Source organism: Streptomyces sp. cf386 (assembly GCF_900103585.1).
GTDB lineage: Bacteria > Actinomycetota > Actinomycetes > Streptomycetales > Streptomycetaceae > Streptomyces.
This window is the reverse complement of sequence record NZ_FNHV01000003.1, coordinates 220,605-235,441: the sequence shown is the minus strand read 5'-3', so window position 1 is coordinate 235,441 and position 14,837 is coordinate 220,605. Positions and strand designations below refer to the sequence as shown.

Here is a 14,837-nt window from a genome sequence, read left to right as displayed (position 1 = left end):
GGACCGGCCCCCGGGACCTGAGAGAATGGTGAGCATGGCCTCTGACCGACCCCGCGTGCTCTCCGGAATCCAGCCCACCGCAGGCTCGTTCCACCTCGGCAACTACCTCGGCGCCGTCCGCCAGTGGGTGGCTCTGCAGGAGACCCACGACGCGTTCTACATGGTCGTCGACCTGCACGCGATCACGCTCCCGCAGGACCCGGCGGACCTGCGTGCCAACACCCGCCTGGCCGTCGCCCAGCTCCTCGCGGCCGGACTCGACCCCGAGCGCTGCACGCTCTTCGTCCAGAGCCATGTCCCGGAGCACGCCCAGCTCGCCTGGATCATGAACTGCCTCACCGGCTTCGGCGAGGCGTCCCGCATGACCCAGTTCAAGGACAAGTCCGCCAAGCAGGGCGCGGAGCGGGCGTCGGTCGGCCTGTTCACGTACCCGATCCTGCAGGTGGCGGACATCCTGCTGTACCAGGCCAACGAGGTCCCGGTCGGCGGGGACCAGCGTCAGCACATCGAGCTCACCCGCGATCTCGCCGAGCGCTTCAACGGCCGTTTCGGCCAGACCTTCACCGTCCCGAAGCCGTACATCCTCAAGGAGACGGCGAAGATCTACGACCTCCAGGACCCGTCGATCAAGATGAGCAAGTCGGCGTCCACGCCGAAGGGCCTCATCAACCTGCTCGACGAGCCCAAGGCCACCGCCAAGAAGGTCAAGAGCGCGGTCACGGACACCGACACCGTCATCCGCTACGACACCGAGAACAAGCCCGGTGTCAGCAACCTGCTCGCCATCTACGCGACCCTCACGGGGACGGGAATCGCGGAACTGGAGCAGAAGTACGAGGGCAAGGGCTACGGTGCGCTCAAGACGGACCTCGCCGAGGTTGTGGTCGAGTTCGTGACGCCCTTCCGGGAGCGCACCCAGCAGTATCTGGACGACCCGGAGACGCTGGACTCGATCCTGGCCAAGGGCGCGGAGAAGGCGCGCGCCGTCGCTGCGGAGACGCTCTCCCAGGCGTACGACAAGGTGGGCTTCCTGCCCGCCAAGCACTGAGCCCGCACCACGGCACACGGCTGGAACACGGCCGTACCACCGCATAGCGCTGCACATCACTACGGTTGCGCCTGCCCGCAGCACAGCCGTGGCCGTACAGTCGATAGCCGAGTGGCCGCATCGGCGGTCACTCACGCTTACCAACCGGGCACGAGCCCACCGACATGACGACAGGAGACGACGTGGGGACCGTAACGATCGGTGTGTCGATCGCGGTCCCGGAGCCTCACGGCAGCCTGCTCCAGGAGCGGCGCGCGGGCTTCGGCGACGCCGCGGCTCACGGCATTCCCACGCATGTCACGCTGCTGCCGCCGACAGAGGTCGACTCCGCGTCACTGCCCGCGATCGAGGTGCATCTCGTCGAGGTCGCGGCGGCCGGCCGCCCCTTCCCGATGCGGCTGTCCGGCACCGGCACCTTCCGGCCCCTCTCGCCGGTCGTCTTCGTCCAGGTCGTCGAGGGCGCCGAAGCCTGCACCTGGTTGCAGAAGCAGGTCCGCGACGCCTCCGGGCCCGTGGCGCGCGAACTGCAGTTCCCGTACCACCCGCACGTCACGGTCGCGCACGGCATCGACGACGCGTCGATGGACCGCGCCTTCGAGGAACTCGCCGACTACGAGGCCGGCTGGCCCTGCACCGGTTTCGCCCTCTACGAACAGGGCGCCGACGGCGTGTGGCGCAAGCTGAGGGACTTCGCCTTCGGGGGGTCGGTGGTGCCGCCGCAGCCGGGGCATGCGGAGCGTGGGTCCATCCCCGCGAGTTAGCTCCGCCGGTTTGGTCGCGACTACGGAGGTGCCGCGCGTGTTGTCGGTCGTCTGCGGCGCCCGTTGTGGCTGGTCGCGCAGTTCCCCGCGCCCCTTTGGGGCGCTACCGCAACGCCGTCCCTAGATCGGTAGGCGGCGGAACGCCGCCCGCGGCACGTGCCGCAGTGCCGACATCACCAGCCGGAGCGCGCCCGGCACCCACACCGTCTCCGAGCGTCGGCGCAGGCCCAGTTCGATCGCCGTCGCGACCGCCTCGGGGGTGGTCGCGAGTGGGGTCTCCTCCAGACCTACGGTCATTTTCGACCGTACGAATCCGGGGCGTACGACCATGACGTGGACGCCGGTGCCGTGCAGCGCGTCGCCCAGGCCCTGGCAGAAGGCGTCGAGGCCGGCCTTGCTGGAGCCGTAGATGAAGTTGGCGCGGCGGGCGCGCTCGCCGGCGACGGAGGAGAGCACGACGAGCGAGCCGTGGCCCTGGGACTGGAGGGCGCTCGCGCTGACCAGGCTCGCCGACACGGCGCCCGTGTAGTTGGTCTGGGCGACCCGCACGGCGTCCAGCGGCCGGCGCTCGTCGCGTGCCTGGTCGCCGAGGACTCCGAAGGCGAGCAGCACCATGTCGATGTCGCCCTCCGCGAAGACCTTGCCGAGCACCGTCTCGTGGGACTCGGGGTCCAGCGCGTCGAAGGCCACGGTGCGCACATCGGCTCCCAGGGCGCGCAGATCGGCCGCGGACCGCTCCAGGGCGGGTGACGGGCGGCCCGCCAGCCAGACGGTGCGGGTACGGCGCGCGATCAGGCGGCGCACGGTGGCCAGCGCGATCTCGGACGTACCGCCGAGGACGAGCAGGGACTGGGGGATGCCGAAGGCGTCCTTCACGACAACTCCTAGAGATCTGAAGAGTCCGAGAGATCTGAGAGTTCGAGAGATCCGAGAGTCCGAGGGATCTGATGGCGGGGGCTAAGGGCTGGGCGGGCGGGTTCTACAGGCCGAGGCGGCGGGCCAGGTCCGACACGAACACGCCGCGTGGGTCGATCTCGGCGCGCAGGGCGCGGAAGTCGGTCAGGCGTGGGTACATCGCGGCGAGCAGCTCGGGCCGCAGCCGGGAGTCCTTGGCGAGGTAGACGCGTCCGCCGGCCGTGGCCACCTCCTCGTCCAGCGCGTCGAGGAGGGCGGCGAGGCCGGGGAGGGCGGCCGGAATGTCCAGGGCCAGCGTCCAGCCGGGTACGGGGAAGGAGAGCCAGCCGGGGTCGGCGTCCCCGAAGCGCTTGAGGACAGCCAGGAAGGACGGGCAGCGGTGCTCGGAGATGCGCAGCACGATCCGGCGCAGCGTCTCCTCCTGGCCGCGTCCGACGACGAACTGGTACTGCACGAAGCCGCCTTGGCCGTAGATCCGGTTCCAGTGGGGGACGCCGTCCAGCGGGTGGAAGAAGGTGGCGAGCTTCTGCAGTTCGCCGGTACGCGCGCGTGGGGCCTTGCGGTACCAGAGCTCGTTGAACCAGCTCACGGTACGGCGGCTCAGCAGGCCTTCCGGGAGGAAGGCGGGCGCGGCCGGCAGGTGGGAGGGGCGGAAGGCGAGCGGGTCCCTACGCGCGCGCGTGCTTTCGCGCAGCGCCTCCAGGGGCGCGTGGTCGCCGCGGGTGAGGACCGCCCGCCCGGTCGCCGCGCCGTGTGCCAGCAGGTCGATCCACGCGACCGAGTAGCGGTAGTGGTCGTCGGTGGCGACCAGGCGGGCCATCAGGTCGTCGAGGTCCCGCGCGCGCTCCGTGTCGACCGACATCAGCGAGGTCTCCACCGGCTGGAGTTGGACCGTCGCGGTCAGGATCACGCCGGTCAGGCCCATGCCGCCGGTGGTCGCGTCGAACAGGGGCGTCCCGCGCCGGACCCTGCGGATCTCGCCGTCGGCGGTCAGCAGTTCCAGCGACAGGACATGGCGGGAGAAGGAACCCGAGACGTGGTGGTTCTTGCCGTGGATGTCGGCTCCGATCGCGCCGCCGACCGTCACATAGCGGGTGCCGGGCGTCACCGGCACGAACCAGCCGAGCGGGAGCAACACCTCCATCAGCCGGTGCAGCGAGACCCCCGCGTCGCACAGCACGGTGCCGCCGTCGGCGTCGATGGCGTGGATGCGGTCCAGGCCCGTCATGTCGAACACCGCGCCCCCGGCGTTCTGCGCCGCATCCCCGTACGCCCGCCCCAGGCCCCTGGGGATGCCTCCGCGGGCCCCGCAGCCCCGGACGGCAGCAGCGGCCTCCTCGTACGTCCGTGGGCGGATCAGACGGGCGGTGGTGGGGGCGGTGCGGCCCCATCCCGTGACGGAGACGGTGTCGGCAGGCATGTCGGCGACCGTAGCGCCCATTTACGGGCGGTTAGTTATGAAACATTCAGGTTCTCCCCGAAATGGGTGATTAATGGGATGTCGTTCAATATTGCCGTAGTTCTTGCGTCGGTGACGTGAACAGTGAGTCCACATGGACCACCTCGACGACAAGGACCACCGAACCCTTCGGGGCGCGGACTGCCGCATCCTTTCGGCGTTCCATGCCCGCGGCCGTGATCCACGCGTCGCCTCCGCCGCGCGAGCCCTCTCCTGGGCCGGCGAGCACGGCGCGCTGTGGCTGGCGGCGGGTCTCGCGGGGGCCGCCGTGGACGGTGGGCGGCGCGGCGCCTGGTTGCGGGGCACGGCGCTCACCGCGGGTGCGCACCTCGTCAGCATGGCGGTGAAAAGGGTGGTGCGCCGCCCACGTCCGGCGCATGTCGAGCCCCTTGTGCGGACCGCCGGCCGGCACTCCTTCCCGAGCTCCCACGCGACCTCCGCCGCGGCGGCAGCCGTCGCCTACGGTGCGCTCGGCGCGTACGCGATCCCTCCGCTGGCCGCCGCGATGTGCGTGTCGCGCCTGGTCGTCGGCGTGCACTACCCCTCGGACGTGGCGGCAGGCGCGGCCCTGGGGGCGCTGGCGGCGTGCGCAGGGGCGGGCTGGATGAGGAGAGGGGGCGCCCATGCCTGAGATCGCGCCCGCCACGAGTGCCGCCCAGACCGGGCCGGCGGCGCTCCACGAGCAGCGCACGCCCCCACGGCAGGCCGTGCCACCACCCCGCAGAGGCGGCCTCCCCGCACTTCTGAACGGCCTCCTCAGGACGGCGCGCCCCAAGCAGTGGGTCAAGAACATCCTGGTCATCGCCGCCCCGGCCGCCGCCGGCCGACTCTTCTCGATCCACGCCCTGACCCAACTCGCGCTCGTCTTCGCCCTCTTCACCGCCTGTGCCGCCGCCGTCTATCTGATCAACGACGCCCGCGACGTCGAGGCCGACCGCGCCCACCCCACCAAGCGTCGCCGCCCGGTCGCCGCCGGACAGGTGCCCGTGCCCGTCGCGTACGTCGTCGGAGGCGCTCTCGCCGTCCTCGCGCCGGCCGTAGCGGCCTGGCTGACCTCGCCCGCCGTCGCGGCCCTGCTCGCGGCGTACATCGGCATGCAACTGGCGTACTGCGTCAGCCTCAAGCACGTCCTGGTCGTCGACCTCGCCGTCGTCACGACCGGGTTCCTGATGCGCGCGATGGTCGGCGGGCTCGCCCTCGGCATCCCCCTGTCGCGCTGGTTCCTGATCACGACCGGGTTCGGGGCGCTGTTCATGGTGTCGGCCAAGCGCTACTCCGAGGCCGTGCAGATGGCCGGGAAGGCGGGCGCCACGCGCGCGTTGCTCACCGAGTACACCACCGGCTATCTGCGCTTCGTCTGGCAGCTGGCGGCCGGGGTCGCCGTCCTCGGATACTGCCTGTGGGCCATGGAGGAGGGCGGCGTCCCGCACACCGGCATGCTGCCCTGGCGCCAGCTGTCCATGGTCGCCTTCATCCTCGCGATCCTGCGCTACGCCGTCTTCGCCGACCGCGGCACGGCGGGCGAACCCGAGGACGTCGTTCTGCGCGACCGCGCGCTCGCCGTCATCGGGGTGGTGTGGCTCGCGATGTACGGGTTGGCGGTGGCCAATTGGTAGGCGCGCCCGTGTGGCGGAGCTGGGGGAGGGGGGTCGGCACGCGCGTGTGGCGCAGCCGGGGGAGCACCGGCCCGACAACCACCGGCCCGACAGCCACCCGCCGCGAACTCCTCGGCTTCGCCACCGTCGGTCTGCTCGCCTACGCCGTGGACCTCGCCCTCTTCACCTGTCTCCGCGGCCCCGCCGCCCTCGACCCCCTCACCGCCAAGGCGCTCTCCTTCGTCGCCGGATGTGCGGTCGCCTACGCCGGGAACGCCCTCGGCACCTATCGCCACACGCAGCCGAGGGGCCTGCGCCCCTGCGCCGTCTTCCTCGCGGTGAACGTCGCCGGGGCTGCCGTACAGCTGCTGTGTCTCACCGTGAGCCACTACGGCCTCGGCCTCACCTCCCAGCGTGCGGACACCGTCTCCGGAGCCGGAATCGGTATGGCGCTGGCTACTGTCCTGAGGTTTTGGGGCACCCGGACATTGGTCTTCCGAACGGAGGGCAGAGTCGGATCATGGACTGGCTGAAAAAACTCCCCGGCGTCGGGCCCGCGGTGACCCGGCTGATGGCCACGCACGCGTGGCGGTCGTACGAGCGCCTGGACCGGGTGAAGTGGACACGGCTGGCCGCCGCGATGACCTTCATCAGCTTCATCGCGCTCTTCCCCCTGCTGACGCTGGCCGCCGCGATCGCCGCCTCGACGCTCAGCCAGGAGCAGCAGGACAAGCTGGAGGACAAGCTCACCGACCAGGTACCCGGCATCGCCGACCAGCTCAACATCGACGCCCTGGTCCAGAACGCCGGCACCATCGGTCTCATCGCCGGCGTCACCCTGCTGTTCACCGGCGTCAGCTGGGTCGGCAACATGCGCGAGTGTCTGCGTGCCGTGTGGGAGCTGCCCGACGACGAGGAGAACCCCGTCCTGCGCAAGGCCAAGGACGCGGGCATCCTGGTCGGCTTCGGTGGCGCCGTGCTCGTGACGTTCGCGGCCTCCACGGCCGCGTCCGCCATGGTCGGCTGGATCACCCGGCAGCTCGGTATCGACGAGGGCGGCTGGGGCGGGATCCTGCTGCGCGTCGCCGCGTTCCTCGTCGCCGTACTCGCCGACTTCCTGCTCCTGCTGTACGTCCTGACCCTGCTGCCCGGCGTCGAGCCGCCGCGCCGTCGGCTGGTGGTCGCCGCGCTGATCGGCGCGGTCGGGTTCGAACTGCTGAAACTGCTGCTCAGCGGCTATATGCAGGGCGTGGCCACGAAGAGCATGTACGGCGCGTTCGGCGTGCCGGTCGCCCTGCTGCTGTGGATCAACTTCACCGCGAAGCTGGTCGTGTTCTGCGCCGCCTGGACGGCGACGCAGAGCAAGGAGACCGAACTCGCCGACGAATCCGAGGAGTCGGCCGGCGAGTCCGAAGGACCCGGCGTCAGGAACGGCCCCGACGACGCACCAGGTCGGGCAGCGGCCAGCGGCGGTTGATCAGGAACGCGCCCGCCGCGAGCAGCACCAGCACCCCGCCGGTGATCCCGAGCGCGACCCCGACGCCGGTCGAGCCGCCCGAGGCCGATGCACCCACCGCCGACTTCGAGGATCCCTGGCCGTCACCGCTGCCACCGGCCTCCCCGGAGTCGTTCGCGCCCGGCTGCGCGCTGGACTGCGCCGCGCTCTTCGGCGGCACCAGCTCACCCACCGGCTGGACCTTGCCGGCCGCCTTGAAGCCCCAGTCGAAGAGCCTCGCGGTCTCCTTGTAGACCTCGTTGTGCTCGCTCTTCTCCGGGTTCATGACCGTGACGAGCAGCACCTTGCCGCCCCGTTCGGCCACGCCGGTGAAGGTGGCGCCGGCGTTCGTGGTGTTGCCGTTCTTGACGCCCGCGATGCCCTGGTAGACGGGCACGTCGCTGTCACCGGCCAGCAGCCGGTTGGTGTTCTGGATCTCGAAGGTCTCGCGGACCGACTTGCCCTTCTTGTTCTTCTTCGTCTCGCCCGGGAACTTGGCGCTGACGGTCGAGCAGTACTCGCGGAAGTCCTTCTTCTGCAGTCCGGAGCGGGCGATCAGGGTGAGGTCGTACGCCGACGAGACCTGGCCCGGCTCGTCGTAACCGTCGGGGGACATCGCGTGCGTGTCGAGGGCCTGCAGCTCCTCGGCGTGCTCGTTCATCTCCTTGACGGTGTTCTTGATCCCCTGGTTCATCTTCGACAGGACGTGCACGGCGTCGTTGCCGGAGCGCAGGAAGACCCCGAGCCACAGGTCGTGGACGGAGTACGTCTCGCCCTCCTTTATCCCGACCATGCTGGAGCCGGCACCGATGTCCGCCAGATCGGACGGGACGACCTCGTGCTCCATGGTCTTCGGGAACTTCGGCAGCACCGTGTCGGCGAACAGCATCTTCATGGTGCTCGCGGGCGCCAGCCGCCAGTGCGCGTTGTGCGCGGCGAGCACCTCGCCGGACTCGGCGTCGGCGACGACCCAGGAGCGGGCGGTCAGGTCCTTGGGCAGGACGGGGACTCCGCCCGCCAGATTCACCTGCGTGCCGGGCTGTCCGAGCCGCTCGCCACCCACGGTCGACATGTTCGCCGGGGGAGTGGCCGACGGGCTCGTACTCGGTGACGGCTCGGGGGCCGCATGGGAGACGGGCGCGGTCAGTGCGAGGGACGACAGGACGGCGGAAGTGACCAGCAGGGAGCGCCTGGCGGTCTTCTTGGGTGCGGGCACGAGCGAGAACGTACATGCCGTTCCCATGGAAGTCCCGCTTCGGCCCCCACCCCAATCGGAGAACCGGACACGCGACGGTGATACTGGACCTATGAAGCTCAGCCGCCCCGTCTCCTGGTTCCTGCTCGCCTTCGGGGTGTGGAGCTGGGTCATCTGGGTCACTTTCGTCAAAAACCTGATCAAGGACAGCAGCGGGCTCGCGTTCGACGACGGTCACCCGACGGCGTACTTCTGGGTGCACCTGCTGCTGGCTGTCGTCTCCTTCGTATTGGGGACGGTCGTCGGGGTCATCGGGTTGCGTGGAGTGCGCGCATTGCGCCGGACGACATAGGAACTCGGCCAGGGCGCCGGGCGTTCACTCAGCACGCAAAGGAAAGGGAACGTCGGCGTGGTCATCGTCTTCGTGCTTGTCGCACTGCTCGTGCTGTCCGTCCTGGTGGCGGGCAACTGGTGGCTGTGGCGTCGGCTGGTCCGCGACACGACCCGTGGTCCCGGGTTCGTGCGCCGCGCGGGCATGGTGGTGATCGCCGGCGGCTGGGCACTGACGATCGGGGCCTTGGTCGCCGAACGCGGAGGCGCGCCCTTCTGGCTCCAGCAGGTCCTCGCCTGGCCGGGCTTCCTGTGGCTGGCCCTGTCGATATACCTGCTGCTGGGTGTGGCGGCCGGCGAGGTCGTACGACCCCTGCTGCGGCGGTGGCTCGAACGCAGGGCGCGCGCCGCGGAAGCCGTACGGGAGCCGTTGGCGGCGGGGGTGACCGCGGACACGTCCCTCACCTCGGCATCCGTCGCCTCGACCGCCACGACTCCCGCCACGGCGTCCGCCACCAAGTCGGCCGAGAACCGGACACTCCTGTCCGCGTCGGGCCCGTCCACGGCTCTCACCACCGACCCGCCCCCGGCGTCCCGGGCGTCCGCACCCGAACAGGCGCCGGCCACCACCCCCGCCCCTGACTCCGCAGACCCGTCCCGCCCCCTCGCCACCCCCACCCGCCGCCTCTTCGTCTCCCGAGTCGTCGCCGGTGCCGCGGCCGCGGCCGCCGTCGGCACGGTCGGCTACGGCACGTACGGCGTGCTGCGCGGTCCGAAGGTGAAGCGGGTCACCGTCCCGCTGGCCAAGCTCCCGCGCGCGGCGCACGGTTACCGGATCGCGGTCGTCAGCGACGTCCATCTGGGCCCGGTCCTGGGCCGGGGCTTCGCCCAGAAGGTCGTCGACACGATCAACGGCACCCAGCCCGACCTCATCGCGGTGGTCGGCGACCTGGTGGACGGCAGCGTGAAGGACCTCGGCCCGGCGGCGGCCCCGCTCGCCGGCCTCCGGGCGAGACACGGGGCGTTCTTCGTCACCGGCAACCACGAGTACTTCTCGGGAGCCGAGCAGTGGGTCGAGGAGGTACGCCGCCTGGGCCTGCGCCCGCTGGAGAACGCCCGCACCGAACTGCCCCACTTCGATCTGGCCGGTGTCAACGACATCGCGGGCGAGAGCGAGGGCCAGGGCCCTGACTTCACCAAGGCCCTCGGCGACCGGGACAGGGCACGCGCATGCGTGCTCCTCGCCCACCAGCCGGTCCAGATCCATGACGCCGTCGACCACGGCGTCGACCTCCAGCTCTCCGGCCACACCCACGGCGGCCAGCTCTGGCCCGGCAACTTCATCGCGGACCTGGCGAACCCGACCCTGGCCGGGCTGGAGCGCTACGGCGACACCCAGTTGTATGTGAGCCGGGGCGCGGGCGCCTGGGGCCCGCCGACGCGCGTGGGCGCCGAGTCGGACATCACGGTGATCGAGCTGGCGTCCCGTCAGGCCTGATGGGACAGGCGGCGATACGGGCCCCGGCACAGGCCTCGCAGTCTCTGTGAACAGCCTGTGAAACCTGCTGGAAACGCCCGTAGGTAAGTTCTTTCCCATGTCGCCCGAATCCCCTTCCCCCTGCTGAAACACGTGTGATTAGGTGTGCGCGCCACTAAGGGGAGTGGCGCAATCCATTGCTCATGCGGGGGCCCTTCGAGGGCCTGGGGAGAGGGCACCCGTGCGTTCGGTTCGCATGCGGATTCTCGCGACGCTGCTCGTCCTGGCGGCCGTGGGAGTGGGCGGCTGGCAGTTGTTGCCGTCGAGGGACGACCAGGACAGGACCGTCACGGTCGGCACGACGGACGCCGTCACCTCGCTCGACCCGGCCGGCGCCTACGACGCGGGCTCCTGGGCGCTGTTCAACAACGTCTTCCAGTCCCTGTTGACCTTCGAGCCGGGCGGCGTCACGCCCGTTCCGGACGCGGCGCAGAGCTGCGGCTTCTCCGGCACCGACCTGAGTACCTATCGATGCGAGCTGCGCGACGGGCTCACCTTCCCGAGCGGGCGCGCCATGACCGCCCAGGACGTCAAGTACTCCTTCGACCGGGTCAAGCGGATCAAGTCGGCGGTCGGTCCGTCCTCCCTGCTGGACACGCTCCGCTCGGTGAGCGTGAGCGGACGTGTGATCACCTTCCATCTGACGTCGCCCGACGCCACGTTCCCGCTCAAGGTGGCCACCGGGGCGGGCTCCATCGTCGACCGCGAGACGTATCCGGCCAATCGGCTGCGCACCGACAACGCTGTCGACGGCACCGGCCCGTACACCCTCACCACGTACACGAAGAACGAGAAGGCCGTCCTCGCCCCCAACACGCACTACAAGGGCGCCCTCGGCGGCACCGGCCGTCCCGTCGAACTGCGTTACTACTCGGACGCCGACGCCCTCGACAGCGCCTGGAAGGCGAAGCGGATCGACGTCGCCACCCGCACGCTGCCGCCCGAGGTCCTCGCCGGCCTGAACGCCGCCGACCCCGGCCAGCGCGTGTCCGAGGCCGACAGCTCCGAGATCCGCAACCTGTACCTCAACACCCGTAAGGGCTCACCCCTGCACGACGTCCGGGTCCGGCAGGCCATGGCCTGGCTGATCGACCGCGAGCGGCTGGCGGCCACGACGTACAAGGGGACCGTCGACCCGCTGTACTCGCTGATCCCGACCGGCATCACCGGCCACACGACTTCGTTCTTCGACGCCTATCCCAAGCTCAGCACCGCCAAGGCGCGCGCCCTGCTCACCGAGGCCGGCGTGAGCCTGCCCGTCCGCTTCACCTACGGCTACGCCACCGGTCGCGGCGCCGCGAGCGCCGAGGAAGCCACGGAGCTCAAGCGGCAGTTGGAGGCGGGCGGTCTGTTCAAGGTGACGGTCAAGGGCTACGAGTGGACCGACTTCCAGAAGCGCTGGGCGGGCGGCAAGCTCGACGCGTACGCCGTCGGCTGGGTGGCCGACTTCCCCGACCCGGACACCTACGGCGGCCCGCTCGTCGGCACCGGCAGCACCATGAACACCGGCTACAGCAACAGGACCGTGGACCAACTCATCACGGCCAGCCAGCAGTACGCCGACCGCAGCGAGGCCACGCGGGACTTCCGCGCGGTGCAGGAGACGGTCGCCCGTGATGTCCCGGTCATCCCGCTGTGGCAGGCCAAGGAGTACGTCGTCACCAGTGAGGACGTCGGCGGCGGCCAGTATCTGTCCGACGGCACCGGTGTCTTCCGGCTCTGGCGTCTCACCTGGATCTAGCGCCTCACCTGGATCTGACGCGTTCTCGCGGCCTTGACATTCCCTGCGGTGATGCCAGGGTGCCGCTCGGCGCTGCACCATGTGATGAAGGTGTGCGCGGGGTGAGGGGCAAACGTGTTGAGACGCAACGCTTTTCGGCTGCCCCGGCACCCGGCGTCCGTCGGTCTCGCCCGGCACCGGGTCCGGGACCACCTGGCCGACTGGGGGCACGGGCCACGGGATCCGGCGCTGGAGGACGCGGTGCTGCTCGTCTCCGAGCTGGCCACCAACGTCGTACGCCACGGCCCCCTCCTGGAGCGCGAGTTCGAGGTCGCCGTGACCGCGCTCGCCGACGGGTCCTGCCTGATCGAGGTGTCGGACGAGGGCCGGCTGGAGCCACGGTTACGGGCGGTGGAGGAGTGGGAGGAGACCGGCCGAGGCCTGCACCTGGTGGAGCACCTGGCCGCGGCGTGGGGCGTGTGGAGCCGGGGACGGCACGGCAAGACCGTGTGGGTGCTGATCCTCGCCAACGCCTCGGCCGACAGCTGAGCCACGGCGAAGCGGTTACGACCGTAAAGCCGCCCCCGTCGGCAGCGTCACCGTCACCGCCAGCCCCTCGCCCGGCGCCGTCCGCACCGCGACCTCCCCACCGTGCGCCTGCACCACCCCCTGCACGATCGCCATCCCCAGCCCGCTGCCCGCACCCCCGCCGGCCCGGAAGAACCGGTCGAAGACGCGTGCCGCGTCCTCCTCGCACAGCCCCGGCCCCTTGTCCTCGACACACAGCCGTACGACGCCGTCCGCCCGCTCCACCCCCAGCCGCACCGGCACATCGGCGGGCGTGTGCGTGCGGACGTTGCTCAGCAGGTTGCCCAGCACCTGGCGCAGCCCCGACTCGTCGGCCCGCACGAGCAGCGTGCCGTCCGCGCCGACCGTGAGGGGCCGCTCCGGCTGCTGGACCCGCAGGTCCTCGGCGGCGTCTCGCACCAGGCGGCTCAAGTCGACGTTGCGGAAGCGCAGTTCGGGCCGCTGGTCGAGACGGGCGAGGGTGAGCAGCTCGTCGACGAGGCGGCCCATGCGGTCGACCTCGCCGTTCATCCGGTCCCAGGCCCGCTTGCGCTCGGCCGGCTCCGTCAGCATCCCCTTGTCGTACAGCTGGAGGTAGCCGCGTATCGCGGACAGCGGGGTGCGCAGCTCGTGCGAGGCGTCGCCGACGAAGCGGCGCAGCTGGGCCGCGCTGCGCTCGCGCGTGCGGTACGCCGACTCCACCTGGTGGAGCATGGAGTTGAGGGCGACCCGGAGCTGCTCGACCTCCAGGGTGGGGTCACGGCTGGAGGGGACGCGCCGGGTCAGATCGCCCTCGGCGATCGCCGACGAGGTCTCCACCATGTCCTCCAGCGGCCGCATCCGGCGGCGTACGCTGAGCATGGTCAGACAGCCGAGCAGCGCCAGCAGCAGGGTGCCGACGGCCAGGTCCATCTTCAGTGCCTTGCCCATGCCCTCGTGCAGGCCCTCGGTCGGGACGGCGATCAGCACGACGGTGCCGTCGGACAGCCGGGCGCCGACCATCCGGTAGCGGTCACCCTCGACCCGTACGTCCTGCGGCTCCTCGGCGGCGGCGAGGGCATGCGGGTCCTGCGCGGCGGCGGCGAGCGCGTGCTGGCGGGCTGTCGGCTCCAGCGGGCCCAGGGCCACGGGCCGCCCGGCGGAGTTGACCGCCACGTACACCATGGACGGGCTCGGCAGCGGATCCGTGTCCGTGGCGCCGCCGCCGGTGAACTTGTCCATCGCGACGCCGAGTTCGCTCAGCGACTCGATCTGCCGCAGCGTGAACCCGGCGTTCCCCAGCGTGGTGCGGGCGCTCTTCAGTTCGCTGTCGACCTTGTCGAGCAGATAGAACCGCGCGGTCATCAGGCTGACCGCGGTCGCGACGACGATGCCGACGGCCAGCAGCGCCACGTTCGCCAGCGTCAGCTTGCCGCGCAGCGAGTGGATTCCGCGCCGACGGCAGACGTCGAAGATCCTTGAGACCTTCATGCCAGCCCGTATCCGACGCCACGCCGCGTGGTGATCACCGGCGGGCCCAGGGCGTCCAGCTTGCGCCGCAGATAGCTGATGTAGGTCTCGACGACCGTTGACTCGGGCGGGGCGTGCTCGTACTGCCAGACGTGGCGCAGGAGTTGCTCCTTGGGCACGATCCGGCCGCCGTTGCGCACCAGGAAGCGCAGCAACGCGTACTCGGTCGGGGTGAGTTCGACGGTGCAGCCCGCGCGGCGCACCGAGTACGTCGTGTCGTCCAGCTCCAGGTCGCCGTATCTGAGCGGCGGGCGCTGCGGCAGGACGTCGGCCGGGCGGGTGCGGCGCAGGACGGCCGTGATCCGGGCGATGACCACATCGACGTCGAACGGCTTGGTGATGTAGTCGTCGCCGAAGCCGAGGGCGCCGACGATCTCGGCGGGCGCGTCGCGTGCGGTGAGGAACACGAGCGCCAGGTCGGGGCGCCGCTCGCGCAGTTCGCGCCCGAGGGCGCGGCCGTCGCCGTCCGGGAGCATGACGTCGAGCAGCGCCACATCGGGTCGGGTGCGCTCGGCGAGGGCGAGCGCCTCGCGGACCGTGCCCGCGATCATGACCTCGAAGCGGTGGTAGCGCAGGGCGATCGCGAGGACGTCCGCGATGCTCTCCTCGTCCTCCACGACCAGCACGGTGCCAGAAGCCGTCGTCATGCCCCCAGTATCGGCGGGGCCACTGACAGTCGGGTGGGTCGGCAGCTTTGGAGTTCCTT

The 14,837-nt window shown here is 70.8% G+C and carries 15 protein-coding genes; 10 read left to right on the top strand and 5 right to left on the bottom strand.

The window, feature by feature from the left end; genetic code table 11:
• Positions 1-34 precede the first annotated feature (34 nt).
• Both trpS and BLU79_RS08980 read left to right on the top strand, forming a co-directional pair.
• A complete protein-coding gene (gene trpS, locus BLU79_RS08985) occupies positions 35-1,048 on the top strand; it encodes a tryptophan--tRNA ligase (protein WP_093905495.1) in 1,014 nt (337 codons plus the stop codon).
• A gap of 182 nt (positions 1,049-1,230) precedes the next feature.
• Positions 1,231-1,809 carry a 2'-5' RNA ligase family protein gene (locus BLU79_RS08980; RefSeq protein WP_093905126.1) on the top strand — a complete coding sequence of 193 codons (579 nt, stop codon included), beginning with the start codon at positions 1,231-1,233 and terminating at the stop codon, positions 1,807-1,809.
• Between the two features lie 120 nt (positions 1,810-1,929).
• Here BLU79_RS08980 and BLU79_RS08975 read toward each other — a convergent pair whose 3' ends face one another.
• Both BLU79_RS08975 and BLU79_RS08970 read right to left on the bottom strand, forming a co-directional pair.
• Positions 1,930-2,685 carry a decaprenylphospho-beta-D-erythro-pentofuranosid-2-ulose 2-reductase gene (locus BLU79_RS08975; protein ID WP_093905125.1) on the bottom strand — a complete coding sequence of 252 codons (756 nt, stop codon included), beginning with the start codon at positions 2,683-2,685 and terminating at the stop codon, positions 1,930-1,932.
• A gap of 103 nt (positions 2,686-2,788) precedes the next feature.
• A complete protein-coding gene (locus BLU79_RS08970) occupies positions 2,789-4,144 on the bottom strand; it encodes a decaprenylphosphoryl-beta-D-ribose oxidase (RefSeq protein WP_093905494.1) in 1,356 nt (451 codons plus the stop codon).
• A gap of 133 nt (positions 4,145-4,277) precedes the next feature.
• On the opposite strand from BLU79_RS08970, the gene BLU79_RS08965 reads away from it, so the two are divergent.
• Genes BLU79_RS08965 through BLU79_RS08950 form a run of 4 tightly spaced genes read left to right on the top strand, consistent with a single transcriptional unit; the run spans position 4,278 to position 7,255 of the window.
• A complete protein-coding gene (locus BLU79_RS08965; RefSeq protein WP_093905124.1) occupies positions 4,278-4,814 on the top strand; it encodes a phosphatase PAP2 family protein in 537 nt (178 codons plus the stop codon).
• The gene (locus BLU79_RS08960; protein WP_093905123.1) at positions 4,807-5,799 is read left to right on the top strand and encodes a decaprenyl-phosphate phosphoribosyltransferase; all 993 of its coding nucleotides are present in this window, start codon (positions 4,807-4,809) and stop codon (positions 5,797-5,799) included. The genes BLU79_RS08965 and BLU79_RS08960 overlap by 8 nt, the downstream gene beginning before the upstream one ends.
• Positions 5,800-5,843: 44 nt before the next feature.
• Positions 5,844-6,311: a GtrA family protein gene (locus tag BLU79_RS08955; protein ID WP_093905122.1), complete on the top strand. Its 468-nt coding sequence runs from the start codon at positions 5,844-5,846 to the stop codon at positions 6,309-6,311.
• On the top strand, positions 6,299-7,255 hold the full coding sequence (locus tag BLU79_RS08950) for a YihY/virulence factor BrkB family protein (RefSeq protein WP_093905121.1): 957 nt from the start codon (positions 6,299-6,301) through the stop codon (positions 7,253-7,255). The genes BLU79_RS08955 and BLU79_RS08950 overlap by 13 nt, the downstream gene beginning before the upstream one ends.
• On the opposite strand, the gene BLU79_RS08945 is transcribed toward BLU79_RS08950, so the two are convergent.
• Positions 7,203-8,489, bottom strand: coding sequence for a D-alanyl-D-alanine carboxypeptidase family protein (locus BLU79_RS08945; protein ID WP_371131833.1), 1,287 nt, complete (start codon positions 8,487-8,489; stop codon positions 7,203-7,205). The two genes, BLU79_RS08950 and BLU79_RS08945, sit on opposite strands and share 53 nt — an antisense overlap.
• A 91-nt stretch (positions 8,490-8,580) precedes the next feature.
• Between BLU79_RS08945 and BLU79_RS08940 the strand changes: the two genes are divergently transcribed.
• The 4 genes from BLU79_RS08940 (at position 8,581) to BLU79_RS08925 (ending at position 12,604) form a co-directional block, all read left to right on the top strand.
• A complete protein-coding gene (locus BLU79_RS08940; RefSeq protein WP_093905493.1) occupies positions 8,581-8,820 on the top strand; it encodes an SCO4848 family membrane protein in 240 nt (79 codons plus the stop codon).
• 57 nt (positions 8,821-8,877) lie between these two features.
• Positions 8,878-10,296: a metallophosphoesterase gene (locus BLU79_RS08935; protein ID WP_093905119.1), complete on the top strand. Its 1,419-nt coding sequence runs from the start codon at positions 8,878-8,880 to the stop codon at positions 10,294-10,296.
• Between the two features lie 235 nt (positions 10,297-10,531).
• On the top strand, positions 10,532-12,076 hold the full coding sequence (locus BLU79_RS08930) for an ABC transporter substrate-binding protein (protein ID WP_093905118.1): 1,545 nt from the start codon (positions 10,532-10,534) through the stop codon (positions 12,074-12,076).
• 114 nt (positions 12,077-12,190) lie between these two features.
• Positions 12,191-12,604 carry an ATP-binding protein gene (locus BLU79_RS08925; protein WP_093905117.1) on the top strand — a complete coding sequence of 138 codons (414 nt, stop codon included), beginning with the start codon at positions 12,191-12,193 and terminating at the stop codon, positions 12,602-12,604.
• Between the two features lie 15 nt (positions 12,605-12,619).
• On the opposite strand, the gene BLU79_RS08920 is transcribed toward BLU79_RS08925, so the two are convergent.
• Together BLU79_RS08920 and BLU79_RS08915 are read right to left on the bottom strand one after the other, a co-directional pair.
• A complete protein-coding gene (locus BLU79_RS08920; protein ID WP_093905116.1) occupies positions 12,620-14,092 on the bottom strand; it encodes a sensor histidine kinase in 1,473 nt (490 codons plus the stop codon).
• Positions 14,089-14,778, bottom strand: a complete 690-nt coding sequence (locus BLU79_RS08915; protein WP_093905115.1) for a response regulator transcription factor — start codon at positions 14,776-14,778, stop codon at positions 14,089-14,091. The genes BLU79_RS08920 and BLU79_RS08915 overlap by 4 nt, the downstream gene beginning before the upstream one ends.
• Between the last annotated feature and the right edge of the window lie 59 nt (positions 14,779-14,837).

Bases quoted from the DNA above. Each gene is read 5' to 3' on its own strand.
- BLU79_RS08940 (WP_093905493.1), top strand. From the start codon at position 8,581: ATGAAGCTCAGCCGCCCCGTCTCCTGGTTCCTGCTCGCCTTCGGGGTG.
- trpS (WP_093905495.1), top strand. From the start codon at position 35: ATGGCCTCTGACCGACCCCGCGTGCTCTCCGGAATCCAGCCCACCGCA.
- BLU79_RS08970 (WP_093905494.1), bottom strand. From the start codon at position 4,144: ATGCCTGCCGACACCGTCTCCGTCACGGGATGGGGCCGCACCGCCCCC.
- BLU79_RS08920 (WP_093905116.1), bottom strand. From the start codon at position 14,092: ATGAAGGTCTCAAGGATCTTCGACGTCTGCCGTCGGCGCGGAATCCAC.
- BLU79_RS08960 (WP_093905123.1), top strand. From the start codon at position 4,807: ATGCCTGAGATCGCGCCCGCCACGAGTGCCGCCCAGACCGGGCCGGCG.
- BLU79_RS08915 (WP_093905115.1), bottom strand. From the start codon at position 14,778: ATGACGACGGCTTCTGGCACCGTGCTGGTCGTGGAGGACGAGGAGAGC.
- BLU79_RS08965 (WP_093905124.1), top strand. From the start codon at position 4,278: ATGGACCACCTCGACGACAAGGACCACCGAACCCTTCGGGGCGCGGAC.
- BLU79_RS08930 (WP_093905118.1), top strand. From the start codon at position 10,532: ATGCGGATTCTCGCGACGCTGCTCGTCCTGGCGGCCGTGGGAGTGGGC.
- BLU79_RS08950 (WP_093905121.1), top strand. From the start codon at position 6,299: ATGGACTGGCTGAAAAAACTCCCCGGCGTCGGGCCCGCGGTGACCCGG.